Below are 16,502 nucleotides of genomic sequence, written 5' to 3'. Positions count from 1 at the left end.
CTTCCCTGTGTGAGCGGAAAACCGGTCCTGCATACTGCTCCGGCGTCTCCTGTGAGAGCGAGATGCCGGTCCTTCCTTCCTGCTCCGATGTCCCCCGTGCTGGCGGGATATCGGTCCTGCTTGCGGTGCTACCGGCTCCCGACGTCGTACTGCCATGCACGCCGGTCGAGCCCTACCGCATCCTTCTTTGCTGCTCCGGTATCCCCCGACCTGGCGGGAAACCGGTCCTACTTACTGCTCCGGCGTCTCCTGTGAGAGCGAGATGCCGGTCCTTCTCTACTGCTGCGGTATCCCCCGTGTTGGCGGGATGCCGGTCCTGCTGCGGTCTTCCCTGTGTGAGCGGAAAACCGGTCCTGCTTTGCGGTGCTACCGGCTCCCGACGTCGTACTGCGATGCACGCCGGTCGAGCCTTACCGCGTCCTTCTTTCCTGCTCCGGCGTCCCCCGTGCTGGCGGGAAACCGGTCCTGCTCTCCACCGGCGTATCCGGTGGCCCTGCGGTTGATCTCTGTGGCTACGACAGGAAATCTAGCAGTACCCCCGACGGATGTCTACTCTCGCCACTGGAGATTTTTGTGTGTCGCGAGATCGAGTATCGAGCGCCGGTCGATCGCGGGCCCGGCGCACGCCTGCGCTCGGTCATCCGTGGGCCAAGGTCCGGGCGTCCCGCGCGTCAGATCCGCTCGCACGGCCTCCCCGGCTGGAAGCTGGAGGCGGGCAGGCAGCACAGCGAACCCGAGGGGGGACGATGATCGTCACGATCGTTGGCGCCGGGAACATGGCTCGTGGCATCGCGACCCGGGCACTGGCAGGGGGACACCAGGTGCGCCTGGTCGACAGGACGGCGGCCAAGGCCGAGAACCTGGCCATGGAGCTCTCGGACGACACCGGAGGCACGGTGTCAGGGGGCTCGTCGCTCGATGAGGGCGCCACGGGTGCGGCCGTGGTCGTTATGGCCGTGCCCTACCCGGCCGGGCGCGAGGTGATCCAACAGCTTCCGCAGACGCATCCGGTGGTGGTGGACATCTCCAACCCCGTGGACTTCACGACCTTCGACTCCCTCGTCGTGCCGCCCGGGGTCTCCGCGGCCGAGGAGATCGCCGCCGAGAACCCTGGGGCTCGCCTGGTCAAGGCGTTCAACACGACCTTCGCGAGCACACTCGTGGCCGGTGAGGTGGACGGCCGACCACTCGACGTGTTCCTCGCCTCCGACGACGACGGCGCGAAGGACACGGTTGCCGAACTCGTACGCGACGGCGGTCTTCGGCCCCTGGACGCCGGCGCGCTGCGTCGGGCACGGGAGCTGGAGGCGTTCCAGTTCCTGGTGATGACCATGCAGGACCGGCTCGGCCTGGGGTGGTCCAGCGCGGTCAAGATCCTGCCCTGATCCGACCGAACCGGCCCGGGGAAGCGCCCGGGACCGGTCGGCGCGGGTCGAATGTTCAGTCGAAGAGGTCTGCGGGCCGCTCGACGGTGACGGCCTTTGGCACCCACTTCTCCAGGGTCGCCAAGTCGGTGCAGCTGGTGATCCTGGACCGCTCTTCGTCGGAGACAGCGAACCCGCGTGCCTGGAGCACCGCGATCACGTTCCGGGCCGCCTCAGCCGCGCGGCCCTCTTCGCGGCCCATCCCGACATACTTCTTGGCGAAGTCACTCTGCCATTCGTAGGTTTCCACGGACATCAAGCCCTCCAGCTCCTTCCGGGCGGCCTCGTTGAGACCGGCCAGGACGTAGTCATAGTAAAACAGGCGGTGCTGCTCGGAGGTGGCGTCCAGCGCTTCCACGAACGCCTTCAACGTGCGCGGCTCGGTGTTTCCATGGACACGGGTCGAGAAGACCGAGACCTCGGGGGCCGCTCGCGCCCGGGCCGGGATCACGATCACCGGCATCTCGGACGGGCCGATCGTGAGAGGTGTCAGGTCGAATCCCGGGTGTCCGATGGAAATCGGGGTGGCGCACCAGCGGGCGATGGCCTCGTCCGGGCACAGGACCATGAGTATTGCGGGGCATTCGAGCCTTAGCCGCAGTGTGGTGAGGTAGGCGGGCCAGCTGTAGCGCTTGTCGTAGTCGCGGCCGTTCTGGCGTTCGACCACGATCGCCAGAACGTTCCTGCCGTCGTCACGCAGCAGGACCGCGCCGTCGCTGTTGAGTTCCTTTGGGTCGCAGTTGGTCATTACTGGGCTCGTGTTGACGGCCTCGGTATGCCAGGGGACGTCGATGCCCAGAGCCTCTTTGAGCAGGATGGGCACCATGGCGGGTTGGTTCTGGATGATCCGCAGCGGGATCTCGTGGTCGCGGGTGGGCAAAGGGGTCCAGTCTGTCGAGGGCGGATGCTGATCGGTCAGCGGGTGAAGACGTAGGGGCGCAGGCCGGACGGTGTTCGGTCGGGGGCGACCGCGAAGGTGGCCCAGACGTGGGTGCCGACGTCGGCCCAGGGTGCGAGGCGGAAGTGTCCCCAGGCTGTGGACAGGTTCTCGACCAGAAGCAACCCCCGCTGGCCCTCGGCCCAGTTCCATTCGTCGGCCGATCGGCGGGCCGGGATGAGCGGGGTGGTTCCTCCACCGCCGAAGTCGCTGAGCGAGACGCGCACCGTGCACGGGTCGGGCATGGACAGGGCCCGGATGACCTCGCCTCCTTCGCTACCGGAGTCGGTGTACTTGACGCAGTTGGCCAGCAGTTCGCTGGTGACGAGTTGGAGGGTGTCGACCAGGTCGGCGTCGAATCCCGCCAGGTCGGTGGCGAGGTCGGCGCGGACCCGCCTGAGTTCGGACAGGTGGCCGGGGTAGGTGCGGTGTTCCCAGAAGACGACCGGGCGTGCCTCCTCGGTGGGTGCGTACGTCATACGGCCACCGCCGTGCGCTGCTGCTCGATCCAGACACGGGTGACTCGGCGGAGTTCGGAGAGGTCGTCGGCCGAGGCCCGGGGACGGGGCACGGCTACGGGCACGGGCGCGAGGAGGTCCCCGGAAGGCGTCGGAGACGCGACCGGAAGCGACGACGAGCGCGAGGGCGTGGAGGCCCAGCGGTCGAGGCGTGCACGGGCCTGGGCCTGGACACGGGCGAGGTCGCGTTCGTTCTCGAAGGCCCGGTAGTAGCCGCGCACGAGGGCGACGTCTTCGGCCGGGATGCGTTCGCGAGGAGGGGCCAGGCGGGGAGAGGGGCGAGGTGCCGGTGGGGCGCTGGCCTGCGCGGGAACGGGTGCGTAGCGGCGGACCCTGGTGGAGCGGCGTCGGCGGGCGGCGACGGAGTGGCGCCCGCGCGCGGGAGTGAGGAGGGCCCGGAGGAGGGCGATGGCATAGCTGAGGACGGCAGGGCTAAACTGAGCCATGTCGGCAATCCTTTGCGTTAAAGGTGTGAAATTGCTGGCCACGGCCTCGGGCGCAAGCTAGCGTCGCGGGGCCTCCGCTTGTTCTGTTGTGTTTGCCATGAAGATTAGGGCATGTTCGAAGCGAAAGTGCGCGCTACCGGTTGGTAGTTTTTCTGGAGTGTTCGAGTCGCTGTGTTTTCCCTGATCAGGGGATGTCTTGGTGCTGGATTCGGGTAAATGGCAATGGTGATGATTGGTCCGAATTAAGCGGGTTTGGAGCTGCGTTCTGGTCGCCCGGTGTACGAAAATGGGTGTGGCCGCGAGCGGAGTCGCTCGCGGCCACAGGTGGTTCGTGGGGGCTTCTAGGGGTGCTGTTTGAGGGAGTCCACGAGCGCGGTCCACTCGGCGGCACCGAACGCCAGGTGCCCGAGCTCGCGGTTCTGGGTGTCCCGCACCGCCGTGGCGACACCCTCGGCGACCTCCACGCAGTTGGTCTCAGCTTTGCTGTAGCTGGACTTGTGCCATGAGGGCGTGGTCACCAGGGCCTCGACGCAGTTGGTCTCGCCCTTGCTGTAGCTGCTCTTCTGCCACGTTCCTACGGTGATCATTCGACTTCTCCTTGTGCTTTCTTGATCAGTCCCCGTGACTGATCCGGGGGGAGGGCGAAGCCTCGAAGGTCCCCCATCAGCGAGATGTGCTCGTTGACGACATCGGTGTCTACGATGACGCCCCCGGCTGCTCGTGCCTCCGTGTAGAGGAGCATCCCTGCGTCCGGCACTCTCAGCAGCGTGAATCCGTTGTCCAACCCTGGATGATCCCAGGTGTTGGCGGGGATGATCAGAACCTCCACTCGGCTCCACGTCGAAACCTCGCATAGGTACTCAAGTTGCGCCCCCATGATGGCAGCGCTACCGAGTCGCCGGTAGAGCGCAGTCTCGTCAAGGACGACGGAGAGGAAGGGAGGTTCGTCACCTCGTAACCTGGCTTGGCGCTCGGTTCGCTCATTGACCTTCACGTCGATGACCGACTGCGGAACCGTTCGGTTGCTCGCACGGATCGAAGCGTGCATGTAGTCGCGCGTCTGAAGAAGGCCGGAGATGAGCAGCGGCTGGTACTGCTGGATCTGCGTGGCCTGAGGCTCGACGATCGGCAGCTTGCGGTACCAGTCCGGCGGCTCGTAGACCTCGTATTGGGCCTCCCACGCCGCGACCACACGCCCGTCACTGTTAAGGACGGCGTCGATTCGTTCTGCGGTGTCCTTTTTGGCGCGAGTCTTTCCCAGTTCGAGATCACTCACCGACGCCTGTGATGCCGGTAGCAGTCTCGCGAGCTTCGTCTGCGAAAGGCCCGCGTGTTCACGCAGCCTGCGCACTTCCGCGCCGAATTTTCGAGCCACCGGGTCCACGACATCCACCATGTACCGATACCTATCAGGTTCGTATCGGTCGCCAACAGTGGCTACGGAGTAATTCCGCTGTCCAAGCCGATCAGTGGAACGTGAGCGCATTCCGGTGACACGGTGGTCGTCAGAGCAAGAGGCCCGGCGGCTGAAACCGCAGCCCCGGACCGTGGCTCGCACCCGTCACTTCGAGTACACCAGGCACGAACATGAACGAACGTACCTTTCCCGGTTCCGCTCCGGAAGGGATTCCCGCTCCCCGTCGATCGGCGATCCCGCCGCCCTGGCGGCTGAACCTCCCCTCGCCCGGCAAGCACGGCATCGTGCTCGGCCCGGACCCGCACCACGTCGGCCTCGCCCGCCGGTGGGCCGACCGCATCGCCCGGGACACCGACAGCGCGTCCTTCGCCCTGATCACCGCCGTCAGCGAACTCGTCACCAACGCCCAGCGCCACACGCGTTCCGGTGACCCCGGCGGCACCACGACGGTCGTGGTCGAACGCCGTCCCTTCGCCTACGTCCTGACCGTCACCGACAACGGCCCCCGGCCCGGCCCGACGATCCCGGTGCCCCGCATCGAGGACCGCCACGAACCCCTCATGGTCGGCGGGTACGGGCTCCGCATGCTCGATGCCCTCGCCGCCTACTGGGACTGGTCCGGAACGGCGGGCGGCCCCCTCACCGTCCGTGCCCTCCTCGAACGGGACTCCGCGCCCCCGGGAACCGTCGCTCCCTAGACCGTTGTCGGTTCCCGGGGGGCGGACGGCCGTCGAAACCGGCACGTGGGAGGCCCCGCGCCCCGGCCGGACGCGCACGCGCGGCCACCGGCCCACTACGGTTCGACTTGAGCCGGTACATAACGAAGTGGTATCGATAGGGGATGCGAGTCGACGTGCCCCCCTCGGACCGCCCGGTCGCGGCGCCGCCCACACCCGTCCCGACGACGTGGATCGAGTTCGCCCGGGTCGCCGCCATGGCGGCCGTCGTGCTCGTGCACGCGTTCTCCCCGTTGGTGAGCACGATCCACGCCGATCTCGGCGGTCCGGCCTGGTGGGCCGCGCACGTCGTGGACTCCGCGCTGCGCTGGTGCGTGCCGGTGTTCGTGATGATCAGCGGCGGTCTGCTGCTGCGTCCACGGGAGGAGGACGCCGGAGAGTTCTACCGCAGGCGGTGGGCCCGGATCGGAGTGCCCCTGGTCGTGTGGACCATCGCCTACCTGGTCTGGCAGCAGTGGCGCGACGGCATCGGCGCCTCCACCGCCGCCGCTCAGGCCGCGTCGGGATCGCCCTCGATCCACCTGTACTTCCTCTATGTCATCGCAGGCCTCTACCTCCTCACCCCGTTCCTGCGCACGGTGGTGGCCCACACCCCGCGCACCGGCCTCTGGTGGTTCGCCGGGCTGACACTGGCCCTGGGCGCCGCCGACCAGGCGCTGCGACTGGTCGACGGAGTAGGCGGGGTGACCGCCGCGACGCGGTTCCTGCCGTTCCTGGGCTACTACCTGCTGGGGTGGCTGATGCTGAACAGCGGCCCCGGGCCCCGCAGCGTGCGCTACGGCTTCGCCGCCTTCGTCCTGGGCACGACCGCCACCGCGGCGGGAGCGTGGGCGGCGGCCATGGCTGCGGGGGAGTGGGGCGAGGGCGCCGAGTACGTGTACGGCTTCCTGTCCCCGACGGTCGTCCTCGCGTCCGCGGGGGCGTTCGTGCTGCTGCGCGCCGCGGGTTCGCGCCTGGTGCGCGGGGAGCCCGGTGCGGGTCCGGTGGGCAGGACCGTGGCGACGCTGTCCGGACTGAGCCTCGGTGTCTACCTCGTGCACGTCATGGTGCTCAACACGCTGCGCGACATCGGTGGGACGCCCGACGGCGTCCTGGCGGTGGCCGCGGCGGGCGGGTACGCGATCGCGACCGCCGCCGTCAGCCTGCTCCTGGTCGCCGTCATGCGCAGGGTCCCCCTGCTGCGTGCGACGGTCTGACCCCGCCCACCAGCCCGGGCCCCGGCCCCTGGGGCGCGACCGGGGCGGCCGTCAGACCCAGATGACTCCGCGTCTTTCCCGGGTTCCGAGCATCAACAGATGTACATCCAGCACATTGGTCGTATGAACGAGCCGGTGACCGCCATGTCCGAAGTTCGACGGCACCTCGCCGACACCATCGACCGCGCGCGTCACGATCACACGCCGACCTTCATGACCCAACGAGGCAGAACCACGCCCGTCCTTCTGGATGCCGACGACTACCGCCGCCTGCTGGAAGCGGAGCACGTGGCTGAGGACGCGTGGCTCAACCGCCTCGCGGACGAGGCCGAGGAAGAGGGGCGGAACGGGGCCGTCTCCCTGGAGGAGATGGCTCGTGAACTCGCTCAGGGGGAGGAGTGACTCGGCACATCACCCGATTCACTCCGGCTGCCCAACGCGGGATGCGCGGCATTCCCCGGAACGAGGCGGTCAGGATCCTGCGCCGCTGGTCCGAACTCCGGCAGGCGCTCGACGACGGTGACACCAGTGGCTTCGACATCAAGCCCCTGACCGGTCACCAGGGCCGCTGGCGACTCCGTGTCGGGAACTGTCGGGCGGTCTACACCCTGGACAAGGACGATGACGGCCAACCGATCGTGTGGGTCTGGGTGATCACCGTGGGCGATCGCAAGGACATCCACCAGCAGGGCCTGTGATCAGGGCACTGACAGGTGTCCCGCCGCGACGGAGGTTCCGGCGGGGCGGGCGGGGCGGGCGGCCCTTCGGCCGCCCGCACGCATACCGTCAGCCCTTGACGGCGCCGATGATGACGCCCTTGGTGAAGTGCTTCTGCACCAGCGGATAGACGAACGTGACCGGCACCAGCGCCACCACCACGATGGCCATCTGGATGGCCAGGTTCGGCGCCGACGCGGTGCCCTGGACCGCGTCGCCGATCACCGAGTTCGAGCTGAGCTGCTGCCCCTGCTGCACGTACTGGCGCAGGATCAGCTGGAGCGGCCACTTGGAGTTGTCGTTGATGTAGAGGATGGCGTTGAAGAAGGCGTTCCAGTAGCCCACCGCGTAGAACAGCCCGATGACCGCGGTGACGCCCTTGGACATCGGCAGCACCAGGCGGGTGAGGATCGTCCACTCGCTCGCGCCGTCCACCCGGGCGCTGTCGCTGATCTCGCCCGGCAGGTTCATGAAGAACGCCCGCATGACCACGAGGTTGAACGCGTTCACGGCGGTCGGCAGGATCAGCGACCAGTAGCTGTCGATCAGGCCCACGTTGCTGACCAGCAGGTACAGCGGGATCATCCCCGGCGCGAACAGGAACGTCAGCAGCACCGCGAACAGCAGCGGCCGGTGCCACAGCGATCCCGTCTGGGACAGCCCGTAGGCGGCCAGGATGGTCGCCGCCAGGCTGACGGCCGTGCCCACGGCCGTCACGCCCAGGCTGACCAGGACCGCCCGCGTGACCACGCCGCCGCTGAACAGGTCGGCGTAGGCCTGGAAGGAGATGCCCTGCGGCACCAGGACCAGGCCGCCCGCGCTGTTGACCGCCGAGGCCGGCGACAGGCTGGTCAGGACGACGATGTACAGCGGGAAGATGATGACGACCGCGATGGCCGCCAACGTTGTGTTCTTCGCGGCGCGTGCCGGAAGGCTGGGGCGCTCCGCCCACACGGGGCGGTCGGCGAACAGTGTGCTCATGAGCGTCTGTAGATTCCGTTCTCGCCCATCCTGTGGGCCAGTTTGTTGGCCAACACGATGAGGATCAGTCCGACGATGCCCTTGACCAGGCCCGCGACCGCTCCCGCGCTGAAGTTCCCCGTCACGAGCGTCTGGTGGTAGATGAACGTGTCCAGGACCTCCGACACGTTCGCGCCGAACGCGTCCCGTTGCAGGTAGAACTGCTCGAATCCGACGTTGAGGATGTCGCCGAGCTTGAGGATCAGCAGCAGGATGATGACCGGCCGCAGCCCCGGCAGGGTGATGTGCCACATCCGCCGCCACCGCCCGGCGCCGTCCACCGCCGCGGACTCGTAGAGGTTCTGGTTGATGGCCGCCAGCGCCGCGAGGAAGATGATCGTCCCCCATCCGGCGTCCTTCCAGATCATCTGGGAGGTGACCACGAACAGGAACGCGTCCGGGTTGGTCATCACGTCCAGGGGCGCGTACCCGTTCTGCCGCAGTATCTGGGAGAAGAGCCCGGCACCGCCGAGGATCTGCTGGAACAGGGTCACGACCAGCACCCAGGAGAAGAAGTGCGGCATGTACACGATGCTCTGGAGGAGCAGCCGCATCCGGGGTGAGAGGACGCTGTCGAGCAGGATCGCCAGTCCGATGGGGATCGGGAAGAAGAACACCAGCTGGATCGCGGCGATCATCAGGGTGTTGCCTGCCGCGCTCCAGAACCGGGCGTCGGTGAACAGGCGCTCGAACTGGCTGAACCCCACCCACGGGCTGCCGATCACGCCGTCCCAGGGGTTGTAGTCCTGGAAGGCGATGATGTTGCCGAGGGTGGGCGTGTAGTGGAAGACCGCGAGCAGGGCGATGGCGGGCAGCGTCATCAGTAGCAGCTGCCAGTCACGGCGCAGCCGCGACCGCAGGGACCGGCGCCGCGGGCGGGGCGCGCCGGTGCCCCGGCGGCCGGGAAGGCGCGGGGTGCGGTCCCCGCGGCCCCCGCGCCCCCCGTCCGGGCCGCCCCGGCCACCGGAACCGGTGGCCGGGGCGGCGGAGCGGGGGGCAGGCGGTGCCGTGGTGCCGCCGGAGGAGTCGGCCCGGTCAGTCACGGCCGTGCTCCTGGAGGACGCCCATGTAGAACTCGCGGCCCTCGTCACCGCCGTCGCGCCGCCAGTCCGAGATGGCCTGGTCCAGCTGGCTCAGGTCCTCGCGCCCGCGGATGATGTCCTCGACCTTGTCGGTCATCGGCGTCTCGGCGGCGGAGAACCGCTCGGGCCGCTGGATGCGGATGCCCGCGAACGGGTCCTCCTCCGCGTACTGGGCGGCGTGGTTGTACCAGTCGGTCTTCCACTGGACGAAGTCCGGGTACTGGCTCTCGGTGATCGCCGGGGGCCGCCCGCTGATGAAGTAGTAGCCGTCGTTGACCTCGGAGTTGCCCAGGTCGGTCAGCTCGGGCGCGCCGTCGTCGTTGCGCTCGTGGTGCACGCCCTCCTCGCCGTACCGGTAGTCCATGTACTCCCGGGTTCCGAACGGGGCGGCGCAGAAGTTCAGCACGCCGAGGATCTCCTCGACCTGCGCCGGGTCCATGCCCTTGCGGACGAACACCGACTGGCCCGAGGGGTCGGACTTGTGCATGACCGGGTCGTTGCCGCCCTGGCCGAAGACCGGCATGAGGTCCAGGCGGAAGTCGGCGTTCTCGCCGAGCATCTGCGCGTACGCCTCGTTCCAGGCGCCCAGTCCGTCCTGGTTGAAGACGATCTGCCCCGAGTTGAGCAGTTCCTTGGAGTTGTCCGCCTTGGCGACCACGTCGGGGTGCATGAGCCCGGCGTCGTAGATGCGGCGCATGAACTCGATGCTCGCGCGCCATTCCTCCGTCTCGAACATGTGGATGAGCTCGCCGTTCTCGTAGCGCCACAGCCTGGGGGCGCCGAAGACCTGGCGCATGCTCAGGTTGAAGTCGCCGAACGCCCACCGGTTGTTGTCGGGGTCGTTGACCTCCTCGCCGATCGCGAACAGGTCGTCGGGCGAGGTGGGCGGGTCGATCCCGAGTTCGTCCAGGATGTCCTGGCGCATGAGCACCCAGTTGCCGAAGGGCTCGGCCGGCCACGGGACGCCCATGAGCTTCTCGTTGAAGACGTTCCAGCGCCAGGCGTCGCTCTCCAGGTTGGCCAGGAGGGGGTAGGCACTGGCGGCGTCGCCGGCGAGGTGGGGGGTCAGGTCCTCGAACAGTTCGCCGACGGCCCGGTTGAACTGGGGGATCAGGTTGATCGTCCAGTCCGGGAACATGGTGATGTCGGCGACGTCGCGTCCGGCGATGACCGCGTTCATCTTGTCGATGACCGTGTCGCCGTCCTGGAAGTTGAACTCGACCGTCGTCCCGATCCGCTCGTTGACGTAGTCGAAGAAGGAGTTGTTGCCCAGGCCGGGCGGCACCGGGCCCCACAGCGGGGTCATGGCGGTGTAGTGGCCGCCGCTGCCCGGCGGGTTGGGCAGCGCCTGGACGAACGTGTCCGGGTAGGAGGTGAAGCCGCTGGGCGCGCCGTGCAGGCCCTCGATGTCGGGGGCGACGCCGTCGAAGGGGATGTACGTGGGGATCAGGTCGTCCAGCGAGGTGGCGGCCGAGGCGGAGCCGCCGCCCCCGCCGGCGCTGGAGCCGGAGCTGCACGCGCCGAGCGCTCCGGCGGCGAACGCGGCGGTGGTGGAGGCGCCCATCAGGCCGAGGAAGCGGCGGCGGGTCGGCGCTGGTCTACGGGGAGTGGGGGGCATAGCGTCGTTCCTTCGGTCGATCAGGCCGCGGGGCCCACGGGGGTAGGAATCGAAGGGCCATTTTGCTATGAATTAGTTGGCCGTTTGGACAAACAAATTACTGCACTGTGAACTAGCACACAAGGTCTCGTCGGGCTCGAAGTCGAAGCGTTTCGATTTCGATTCGGCGAGGCGTCGGCGCATCGACCCAGAGACGGACACCCCCCATGGCCCACCCGGTCGCCCCGGACTCCCGGGACCCCCAGGACGAGCAGCGCGTACGCGAGCTCCTGAAGGACCTCACCCTCGACGAGAAGATCGGACTGCTGCACCAGCACCAGGCGCCGGTCGAACGACTCGGCCTCGGCGCCTTCCGCACCGGGACCGAGGCCCTGCACGGCCTGGCCTGGCTCGGCCCCGCCACCGTCTATCCGCAGGCCGTCGGACTCGCCGCCACCTGGGACCCCGACCTGGTCCGCCGGGTCGGCGCGGCCACCGCCGACGAGACCCTGGCCTTCCACGCACGCGACCCCAAGGGAGCGGGCCGCAACGTCTGGGCGCCGGTCGTCAACCCGCTGCGCGACCCCCGGTGGGGGCGCAACGAGGAGGGCTACTCGGAGGACCCGTGGCTCACCGGGCTCATCGCCACCGCCTACGCCCGCGGCCTGGCCGGGGACGGGCCGCGCCTGCGCACCGCGCCCACCCTCAAGCACTTCCTCGGCTACAACAACGAGACCGATCGGTGCACGACCTCCAGCGACCTGCCGCCGAGGGTCCTGCACGAGTACGAGCTGCCCGCCTTCCTGCCCGCCCTGCGCGACGGGGCGGCGGTGGCGGTCATGCCGTCCTACAACCTCGTCAACGGCAGGCCCGCGCACCTGAGCCCGCTGATCAACGAGGTCCTGCGGGAGGCCGCGCCCGACGACCTGCTCGTGGTGAGCGACGCCTACGCGCCCGCCAACCTCGTGGAACTCCAGCACTTCCACCCCGACCTGCCGACGGCCTACGCGCACGCCATCCGCGCCGGGCTCGACAGCTTCACCCAGGACGACGAGCGGACCGAGGCGACCCTCGGGCACGTGCGGGAGGCGCTGCGCCGGGGTCTGCTGGCGGAGGCCGACATCGACCTGGCCGTCCGCCACGCGCTGTCCGTGCGGGCCCGACTCGGCGAGTTCGACGCCGAGCCGTCGTCCGTCGCGAGCGGGGACGAGCCGGGGTCCGATGCCGAGCCGTCGTCCGTCGCGAGCGGCGGCGAGCCGGGGTCCGATGCCGAGCCGTCGTCCGTCGCGAGCGGGGCCGTCGACACGCCCGAGCACCGCGCGCTGGCCCGCGAGGCGGCCACGCGGTCGATCACGCTGCTGCGCAACGACGGCCTCCTGCCGCTGCGGGACGTGCGCAGCGTGGCGGTCATCGGCCAGCTCGGCGACACCCTGCTGGAGGACTGGTACAGCGGGACCCTGCCCTACAAGGTGACCGCGCGCGAGGGCATCGCCGCACGTGTGCGGACCGTGTTCTGCGAGGGCGCCGACCGCATCACGCTGGCCACCTACGGCCACGGGGCGGTCGTCGCCCCGGCGGACGGCGAGCCGCTGCGCCTGGTGAGCACCGGGGCGCAGGGGCTGCACGAGGACGGCGCGGCCGTGCGCGCCCGCACGCCCGGCGCCGCGTTCGACCTCCTGGACTGGGGCGGCGGCGCCCACGCCCTGCGCTCCGTCGAGACGGGGAGGTACGTGAATGAGGGGCCGGACGGCACCCTGGTCTGCGACGCCCCCGGCCCCGGCACGTGGGAGGTCCGCCAGACCTTCCGGATGGAGGAGGACGCGGCGGGCCACACGGTCCTGGTCCAGGTCCACTCCGGACGCCGCGTCGGGGTCGGCGACGACCTGGTCCTGCGGCTGACCGGGGACCCCGACGAGGCGACCCCCTTCCTCGTGGACGGGCTCGGCTCGGGCGCCCTGGAGGCCGCCCGTGTCGCCTCCACCGCCGACGTCGCCGTCGTGGTCGCGGGCGACCACCCGATGGTGAACGGCCGCGAGACCGAGGACCGCGCCGACCTCGACCTGCCCGAGGCCCAGGAGCGGGTCCTGCGGGCCGTGCGCGGGGCCAACCCCGCCACGGTCCTGGTGCTGAGCAGCGGCTACCCGTTCGCCGTGACGTGGGCCGACGAGCACGTGCCCGCCGTCCTGTGGTCCGCGCACGGCGGACAGGAGTACGGGCACGCCCTGGCCGACGTGCTGTTCGGCGACGCCGAGCCCGCCGGGCGGCTCACCCAGACCTGGTACCGGTCGACGGACGACCTGCCCGACCTGCTCGACTACGACGTCATCACCGCGCGCGGCACGTACCTGTACTTCGAGGGCGGCCCGCTGTACCCCTTCGGGCACGGACTCGGCTACACCCCCGTCGAGTACGGGGAGCCGTCGGTCCGGGTGGACGGCGGCCGGGTGACGGTGGAGGTCGAGGTCGCCAACCGCGGGACGCGGACGGCCGAGGAGGTCGTGCAGGTGTACACCCGCCAGCTGGAGTCGCGGGTGCGGGTGCCCCTGCGGGCACTGCGGGGCTTCGCGCGGCTGACGGTGGAGCCGGGCGCCTCGCGGACGGCCGTGGTCGGGTTCGACGTCGACGACCTGGCGCTGTGGGACACCACCCGCGACCGGTTCGCCGTGGAGGACGCGCCGCGCGAGGTGCTCGTCGGCCGGTCGGCCGGTGACATCCGCGCGACGGCGCCGCTGGAGGTGCCGGGCGAGGCGATCCCGCCGCGCGACGCCTTCGGCCGCGCCTGGGAGGCCGCGGGATACGACGACGCCCACGGCGTCCGCCTGTGCCCGGTCACGCGCGAGCGCGGGGACGCCGTGCGCGCCGCCGCGGACACCGCGTGGGCGGGCTTCCACGGGGTGGACCTGGGGGAGGGGGCCGCGGAGGGCCGGATCGTGGTCAACGCCGACCGGGAGGGCGTGGTGCGGCTGCGCCTGGACGACCCGGAGAAGGGGCCGGTGGCGGCGGTGTTCGCCGTGCCCGCCCGCGACGACCGGTTCGCCTTCACCGAGGTCGAGGCCCCGGTCGAGGGAGCGAGCGGTGTCCGCGACATCTACCTGGTCTTCGAGGGCGGGGACGGGGGCCCGGCGGTGGAGTCGTTCGCTTTCGACCGGGGCTGAGGGGCCGCCCCGGTCGGGCGGGGCCGACCGGGGTCAGCGGTGCTGAGCGGCCGTCGGCACGGGGCCGGAGCGGATCGTGGTCAGCCGGGGCGGGAACCCCGGCCCGGCCGGGCGGGACGGTAGCAGCGATCGTGGTCGTCCGTGGCCGTGCGCACACGGGGGCGGGTCGGCGGAGCCGTTCGCGTTCGGCCGGGGCCGGGGCCTCCGAGAGGGCTCAGCCGGCGTGGACCCGGGGCGCGGGCAGGGGCAGCAGTCCGGCGTCGAGCGCGTGGACCATCGCCGCCGCCCCGCCCCGGGCGGCCGCGCTGAGCCCCAGGGACGACAGCTCCACGCGGCTGCCGCCCGCGTCGGGCGCGAAGACGTTCGCCGACGCCGTCGCCCGGCAGTTCGGCAGCAGCCACGGCCCCATCGGCACGAAGTAGCCGCCGAGGACGACCACACGGGGGTTGACCACGTTGGCCAGCATCGCCACGCCCCGGCCCAGCCACGTCCCGGCCCGCTCGAACGCGTCCACGGCGGTGGCGTCACCCGCCGTGGCGCGCTCGACCGCGACGGCCACGAGCGCGGTGATGTCGCTGGCGGAGAGGACGCGGTCCGGCACACGGTCGGGCACGGCCTCGCGCAGGATCGGGTCGATCCCGGCCAGGGCCTCCAGGCAGCCGCGCCGCCCGCACGCGCACGCGGGGCCCTCCTCGGTCAGCGGCACGTGGCCGATCTCCCCGGCGAAGCCGCCGGCTCCGCGCAGGAGCTCGCCGCCGGTCACCAGGCCCGCGCCGATACCGACCTCACCCGTCAGGTACACCAGGTCGGGGGTCCGGGCGAAGGATCCGGTGAGGTACTCGGCCAGCGCGCCGAGGTTGGCGTCGTTGTCCACCTGCACGGGCAGGCCGGGGGCGGGCAGCAGGGCGCGGACGAGGTCGCGGAGCGGCACCTCGACCCAGCCGAGGTTGGGCGCGCGTCTGACCGTCCCGGTCGCGGTGTCGATGAGGCCCGGCACGGCCAGGCTCACCCCGACGACCGTCCGCCCGCTCAGCTCGGGGCCGTCCATGGTCTCCCGCACCGTGGCGGCGATCTGCCGGACGCACTCGTCGGGGCCGGCGGAGCGGGCGTCGAAGGGGACGTGCCTGGTGAGGAGGTCGTGGGTGAGGAGGTCGACGGCGACCACCGACAGGTAGTCGACGTTCACCTCCACGCCGATCGCCGTCATCGAGGAGTCGTCCAGGTCCAGCATCACGCCGGGGCGGCCCACCCGGTGCTCGGGGGTCACTCCGGTCTCGCGGACCAGTCCTCGGGAGATCAGGTCGGAGACCAGGCTGGAGACGGTCGTCTTGTTCAGCCCCGTCGCCGAGGCGACCGCGGCGCGTGAACAGGGCGCCATGGCGCGCACCGTACGGAGCACCACGCCCAGGTTGGTCTCCCGGACCGTCTGGAAACTCACCGAACCCGTCGACACGGTTCCCCCTCTTTCCTCCCCGCCGAGGCGCACCGGGCGCTGTGCCCGGATCGTACAGGGCGCATGGAAAACCGGTTGCCCGCGCGACCGGGCGCCTGGTTGGATCCCGAGCCATGGTTCCTCCCGACGTGTTCCGCGAACAGCCCGTGCTGACCGGCGGCCGAGTCCGTCTGGAACCCCTCGACGGGGAGAACGGCGCGGCCCTCGTCGACGGCTACGTCGCCATGGACCCGGTCGTGCGCAGGCTCACCGGCACGCACCAGCGGTTCACCGCGGAGGTCCTGCACGAGTGGTTCGCGACGCGTCCGGACCAGCACGACCGCGCCGACTGGGCGATCGTCGAACGCGAGGGCGGCACGGTGGTGGGGGAGTGCGCGCTCGTCGACCTCGATCCGGAGAACGCGGCGGCCGACTACCGGATCTCGTTGCGGAACATGGCGCTGACCGGCCGGGGGTACGGCACGGAGGCGACCGACCTCGTCCTCGACTACGCGTTCGACACGGCGGGGCTGCACCGGATCGCCCTCCAGGTGTTCGCGTTCAACGTCGGCGCCCAGAGGTCCTACGCCAGGTCGGGCTTCGTGCGCGAGGGGGTGTGGCGCGCTCACCTGCGCTGGGACGGCGAGTGGCACGACACGGTCCTGATGTCGGTCCTGGCCGAGGAGCACGCCCGGCACCGTGCGGAGCGCCGCGCAGGAGCCTGAGCGGGAGCGGCGCCGTGCCCGCTCCCTGGCATGGACGCGGGATCGGACCTCCGGGTTCCGTACGGCCCCGGCGCCGGGTGAGCGAGGGAGTGTTCGGGG

The 16,502-nt window shown here is 70.3% G+C and carries 16 protein-coding genes; 7 read left to right on the top strand and 9 right to left on the bottom strand.

Features of this window, described 5'->3' with window-relative positions:
- Positions 1-746 precede the first annotated feature (746 nt).
- Entirely contained in the window at positions 747-1,385 is a 639-nt protein-coding gene (locus tag ADL05_RS11255) for an NADPH-dependent F420 reductase (RefSeq protein WP_053616831.1), read from the top strand.
- A gap of 55 nt (positions 1,386-1,440) precedes the next feature.
- On the opposite strand, the gene ADL05_RS11250 is transcribed toward ADL05_RS11255, so the two are convergent.
- The 5 genes from ADL05_RS11250 to ADL05_RS11230 form a co-directional block, all read right to left on the bottom strand.
- Complete coding sequence (locus ADL05_RS11250) at positions 1,441-2,304, bottom strand: hypothetical protein (RefSeq protein ID WP_053616830.1); 864 nt, start codon at positions 2,302-2,304, stop codon at positions 1,441-1,443.
- 35 nt (positions 2,305-2,339) lie between these two features.
- Positions 2,340-2,840, bottom strand: coding sequence for an ATP-binding protein (locus ADL05_RS11245; protein ID WP_053616829.1), 501 nt, complete (start codon positions 2,838-2,840; stop codon positions 2,340-2,342).
- The gene (locus ADL05_RS29605) at positions 2,837-3,325 is read right to left on the bottom strand and encodes a hypothetical protein (protein WP_082376273.1); all 489 of its coding nucleotides are present in this window, start codon (positions 3,323-3,325) and stop codon (positions 2,837-2,839) included. Before ADL05_RS29605 ends, ADL05_RS11245 begins: the two co-directional genes overlap by 4 nt.
- Before the next feature lie 341 nt (positions 3,326-3,666).
- Positions 3,667-3,912 (bottom strand): DUF397 domain-containing protein, encoded by a 246-nt coding sequence (locus ADL05_RS11235; protein ID WP_053616827.1) that lies wholly within the window; start codon positions 3,910-3,912, stop codon positions 3,667-3,669.
- A complete protein-coding gene (locus ADL05_RS11230; RefSeq protein WP_053616826.1) occupies positions 3,909-4,721 on the bottom strand; it encodes a helix-turn-helix transcriptional regulator in 813 nt (270 codons plus the stop codon). The genes ADL05_RS11235 and ADL05_RS11230 overlap by 4 nt, the downstream gene beginning before the upstream one ends.
- Before the next feature lie 191 nt (positions 4,722-4,912).
- On the opposite strand from ADL05_RS11230, the gene ADL05_RS11225 reads away from it, so the two are divergent.
- From ADL05_RS11225 to ADL05_RS11210, 4 genes are all read left to right on the top strand, one after another.
- Complete coding sequence (locus ADL05_RS11225; RefSeq protein WP_053616825.1) at positions 4,913-5,440, top strand: ATP-binding protein; 528 nt, start codon at positions 4,913-4,915, stop codon at positions 5,438-5,440.
- Between the two features lie 143 nt (positions 5,441-5,583).
- The gene (locus tag ADL05_RS11220; RefSeq protein ID WP_053616824.1) at positions 5,584-6,675 is read left to right on the top strand and encodes an acyltransferase; all 1,092 of its coding nucleotides are present in this window, start codon (positions 5,584-5,586) and stop codon (positions 6,673-6,675) included.
- Between the two features lie 99 nt (positions 6,676-6,774).
- Positions 6,775-7,077, top strand: a complete 303-nt coding sequence (locus ADL05_RS11215) for a type II toxin-antitoxin system Phd/YefM family antitoxin (protein ID WP_053616823.1) — start codon at positions 6,775-6,777, stop codon at positions 7,075-7,077.
- Positions 7,078-7,118: 41 nt separating this feature from the next.
- On the top strand, positions 7,119-7,373 hold the full coding sequence (locus tag ADL05_RS11210) for a type II toxin-antitoxin system RelE/ParE family toxin (protein ID WP_053616822.1): 255 nt from the start codon (positions 7,119-7,121) through the stop codon (positions 7,371-7,373).
- 88 nt (positions 7,374-7,461) lie between these two features.
- Here the strand turns inward: ADL05_RS11210 and ADL05_RS11205 are convergent, their stop codons facing one another.
- From ADL05_RS11205 to ADL05_RS11195, 3 genes are read right to left on the bottom strand one after another with little or no spacing between them, the layout of a single operon-like run.
- Positions 7,462-8,373 carry a carbohydrate ABC transporter permease gene (locus ADL05_RS11205; RefSeq protein WP_053616821.1) on the bottom strand — a complete coding sequence of 304 codons (912 nt, stop codon included), beginning with the start codon at positions 8,371-8,373 and terminating at the stop codon, positions 7,462-7,464.
- On the bottom strand, positions 8,370-9,455 hold the full coding sequence (locus ADL05_RS11200) for a sugar ABC transporter permease (RefSeq protein WP_053616820.1): 1,086 nt from the start codon (positions 9,453-9,455) through the stop codon (positions 8,370-8,372). Before ADL05_RS11200 ends, ADL05_RS11205 begins: the two co-directional genes overlap by 4 nt.
- On the bottom strand, positions 9,448-11,112 hold the full coding sequence (locus ADL05_RS11195; RefSeq protein ID WP_053616819.1) for an extracellular solute-binding protein: 1,665 nt from the start codon (positions 11,110-11,112) through the stop codon (positions 9,448-9,450). Before ADL05_RS11195 ends, ADL05_RS11200 begins: the two co-directional genes overlap by 8 nt.
- 206 nt (positions 11,113-11,318) lie before the next feature.
- Here ADL05_RS11195 and ADL05_RS11190 point away from each other — a divergent pair, with 206 nt between their 5' ends.
- Entirely contained in the window at positions 11,319-14,246 is a 2,928-nt protein-coding gene (locus ADL05_RS11190; protein ID WP_053616818.1) for a glycoside hydrolase family 3 protein, read from the top strand.
- Between the two features lie 214 nt (positions 14,247-14,460).
- Here the strand turns inward: ADL05_RS11190 and ADL05_RS11185 are convergent, their stop codons facing one another.
- Positions 14,461-15,699 (bottom strand): ROK family transcriptional regulator, encoded by a 1,239-nt coding sequence (locus ADL05_RS11185; RefSeq protein WP_231640696.1) that lies wholly within the window; start codon positions 15,697-15,699, stop codon positions 14,461-14,463.
- 113 nt (positions 15,700-15,812) lie between these two features.
- Between ADL05_RS11185 and ADL05_RS11180 the strand changes: the two genes are divergently transcribed.
- Positions 15,813-16,403: a GNAT family N-acetyltransferase gene (locus ADL05_RS11180; RefSeq protein ID WP_053616816.1), complete on the top strand. Its 591-nt coding sequence runs from the start codon at positions 15,813-15,815 to the stop codon at positions 16,401-16,403.
- Positions 16,404-16,502: the final 99 nt, after the last annotated feature.

The organism is Nocardiopsis sp. NRRL B-16309 (assembly GCF_001279585.1).
Lineage (GTDB): Bacteria > Actinomycetota > Actinomycetes > Streptosporangiales > Streptosporangiaceae > Nocardiopsis.
The sequence above is the reverse complement of the archived record's forward strand: the minus strand, read 5'-3'. Positions and strand labels throughout refer to the sequence as shown.

What these genes read in the sequence shown, in the direction of transcription:
- ADL05_RS11205 (WP_053616821.1), bottom strand. Translation starts at nt 8,373, where the DNA reads ATGAGCACACTGTTCGCCGACCGCCCCGTGTGGGCGGAGCGCCCCAGC.
- ADL05_RS11195 (WP_053616819.1), bottom strand. Translation starts at nt 11,112, where the DNA reads ATGCCCCCCACTCCCCGTAGACCAGCGCCGACCCGCCGCCGCTTCCTC.
- ADL05_RS11245 (WP_053616829.1), bottom strand. Translation starts at nt 2,840, where the DNA reads ATGACGTACGCACCCACCGAGGAGGCACGCCCGGTCGTCTTCTGGGAA.
- ADL05_RS11235 (WP_053616827.1), bottom strand. Translation starts at nt 3,912, where the DNA reads ATGATCACCGTAGGAACGTGGCAGAAGAGCAGCTACAGCAAGGGCGAG.
- ADL05_RS11230 (WP_053616826.1), bottom strand. Translation starts at nt 4,721, where the DNA reads ATGGTGGATGTCGTGGACCCGGTGGCTCGAAAATTCGGCGCGGAAGTG.
- ADL05_RS11225 (WP_053616825.1), top strand. Translation starts at nt 4,913, where the DNA reads ATGAACGAACGTACCTTTCCCGGTTCCGCTCCGGAAGGGATTCCCGCT.
- ADL05_RS11220 (WP_053616824.1), top strand. Translation starts at nt 5,584, where the DNA reads ATGCGAGTCGACGTGCCCCCCTCGGACCGCCCGGTCGCGGCGCCGCCC.
- ADL05_RS11215 (WP_053616823.1), top strand. Translation starts at nt 6,775, where the DNA reads ATGTACATCCAGCACATTGGTCGTATGAACGAGCCGGTGACCGCCATG.
- ADL05_RS11180 (WP_053616816.1), top strand. Translation starts at nt 15,813, where the DNA reads ATGGTTCCTCCCGACGTGTTCCGCGAACAGCCCGTGCTGACCGGCGGC.
- ADL05_RS11210 (WP_053616822.1), top strand. Translation starts at nt 7,119, where the DNA reads ATGCGCGGCATTCCCCGGAACGAGGCGGTCAGGATCCTGCGCCGCTGG.
- ADL05_RS11255 (WP_053616831.1), top strand. Translation starts at nt 747, where the DNA reads ATGATCGTCACGATCGTTGGCGCCGGGAACATGGCTCGTGGCATCGCG.
- ADL05_RS11190 (WP_053616818.1), top strand. Translation starts at nt 11,319, where the DNA reads ATGGCCCACCCGGTCGCCCCGGACTCCCGGGACCCCCAGGACGAGCAG.
- ADL05_RS29605 (WP_082376273.1), bottom strand. Translation starts at nt 3,325, where the DNA reads ATGGCTCAGTTTAGCCCTGCCGTCCTCAGCTATGCCATCGCCCTCCTC.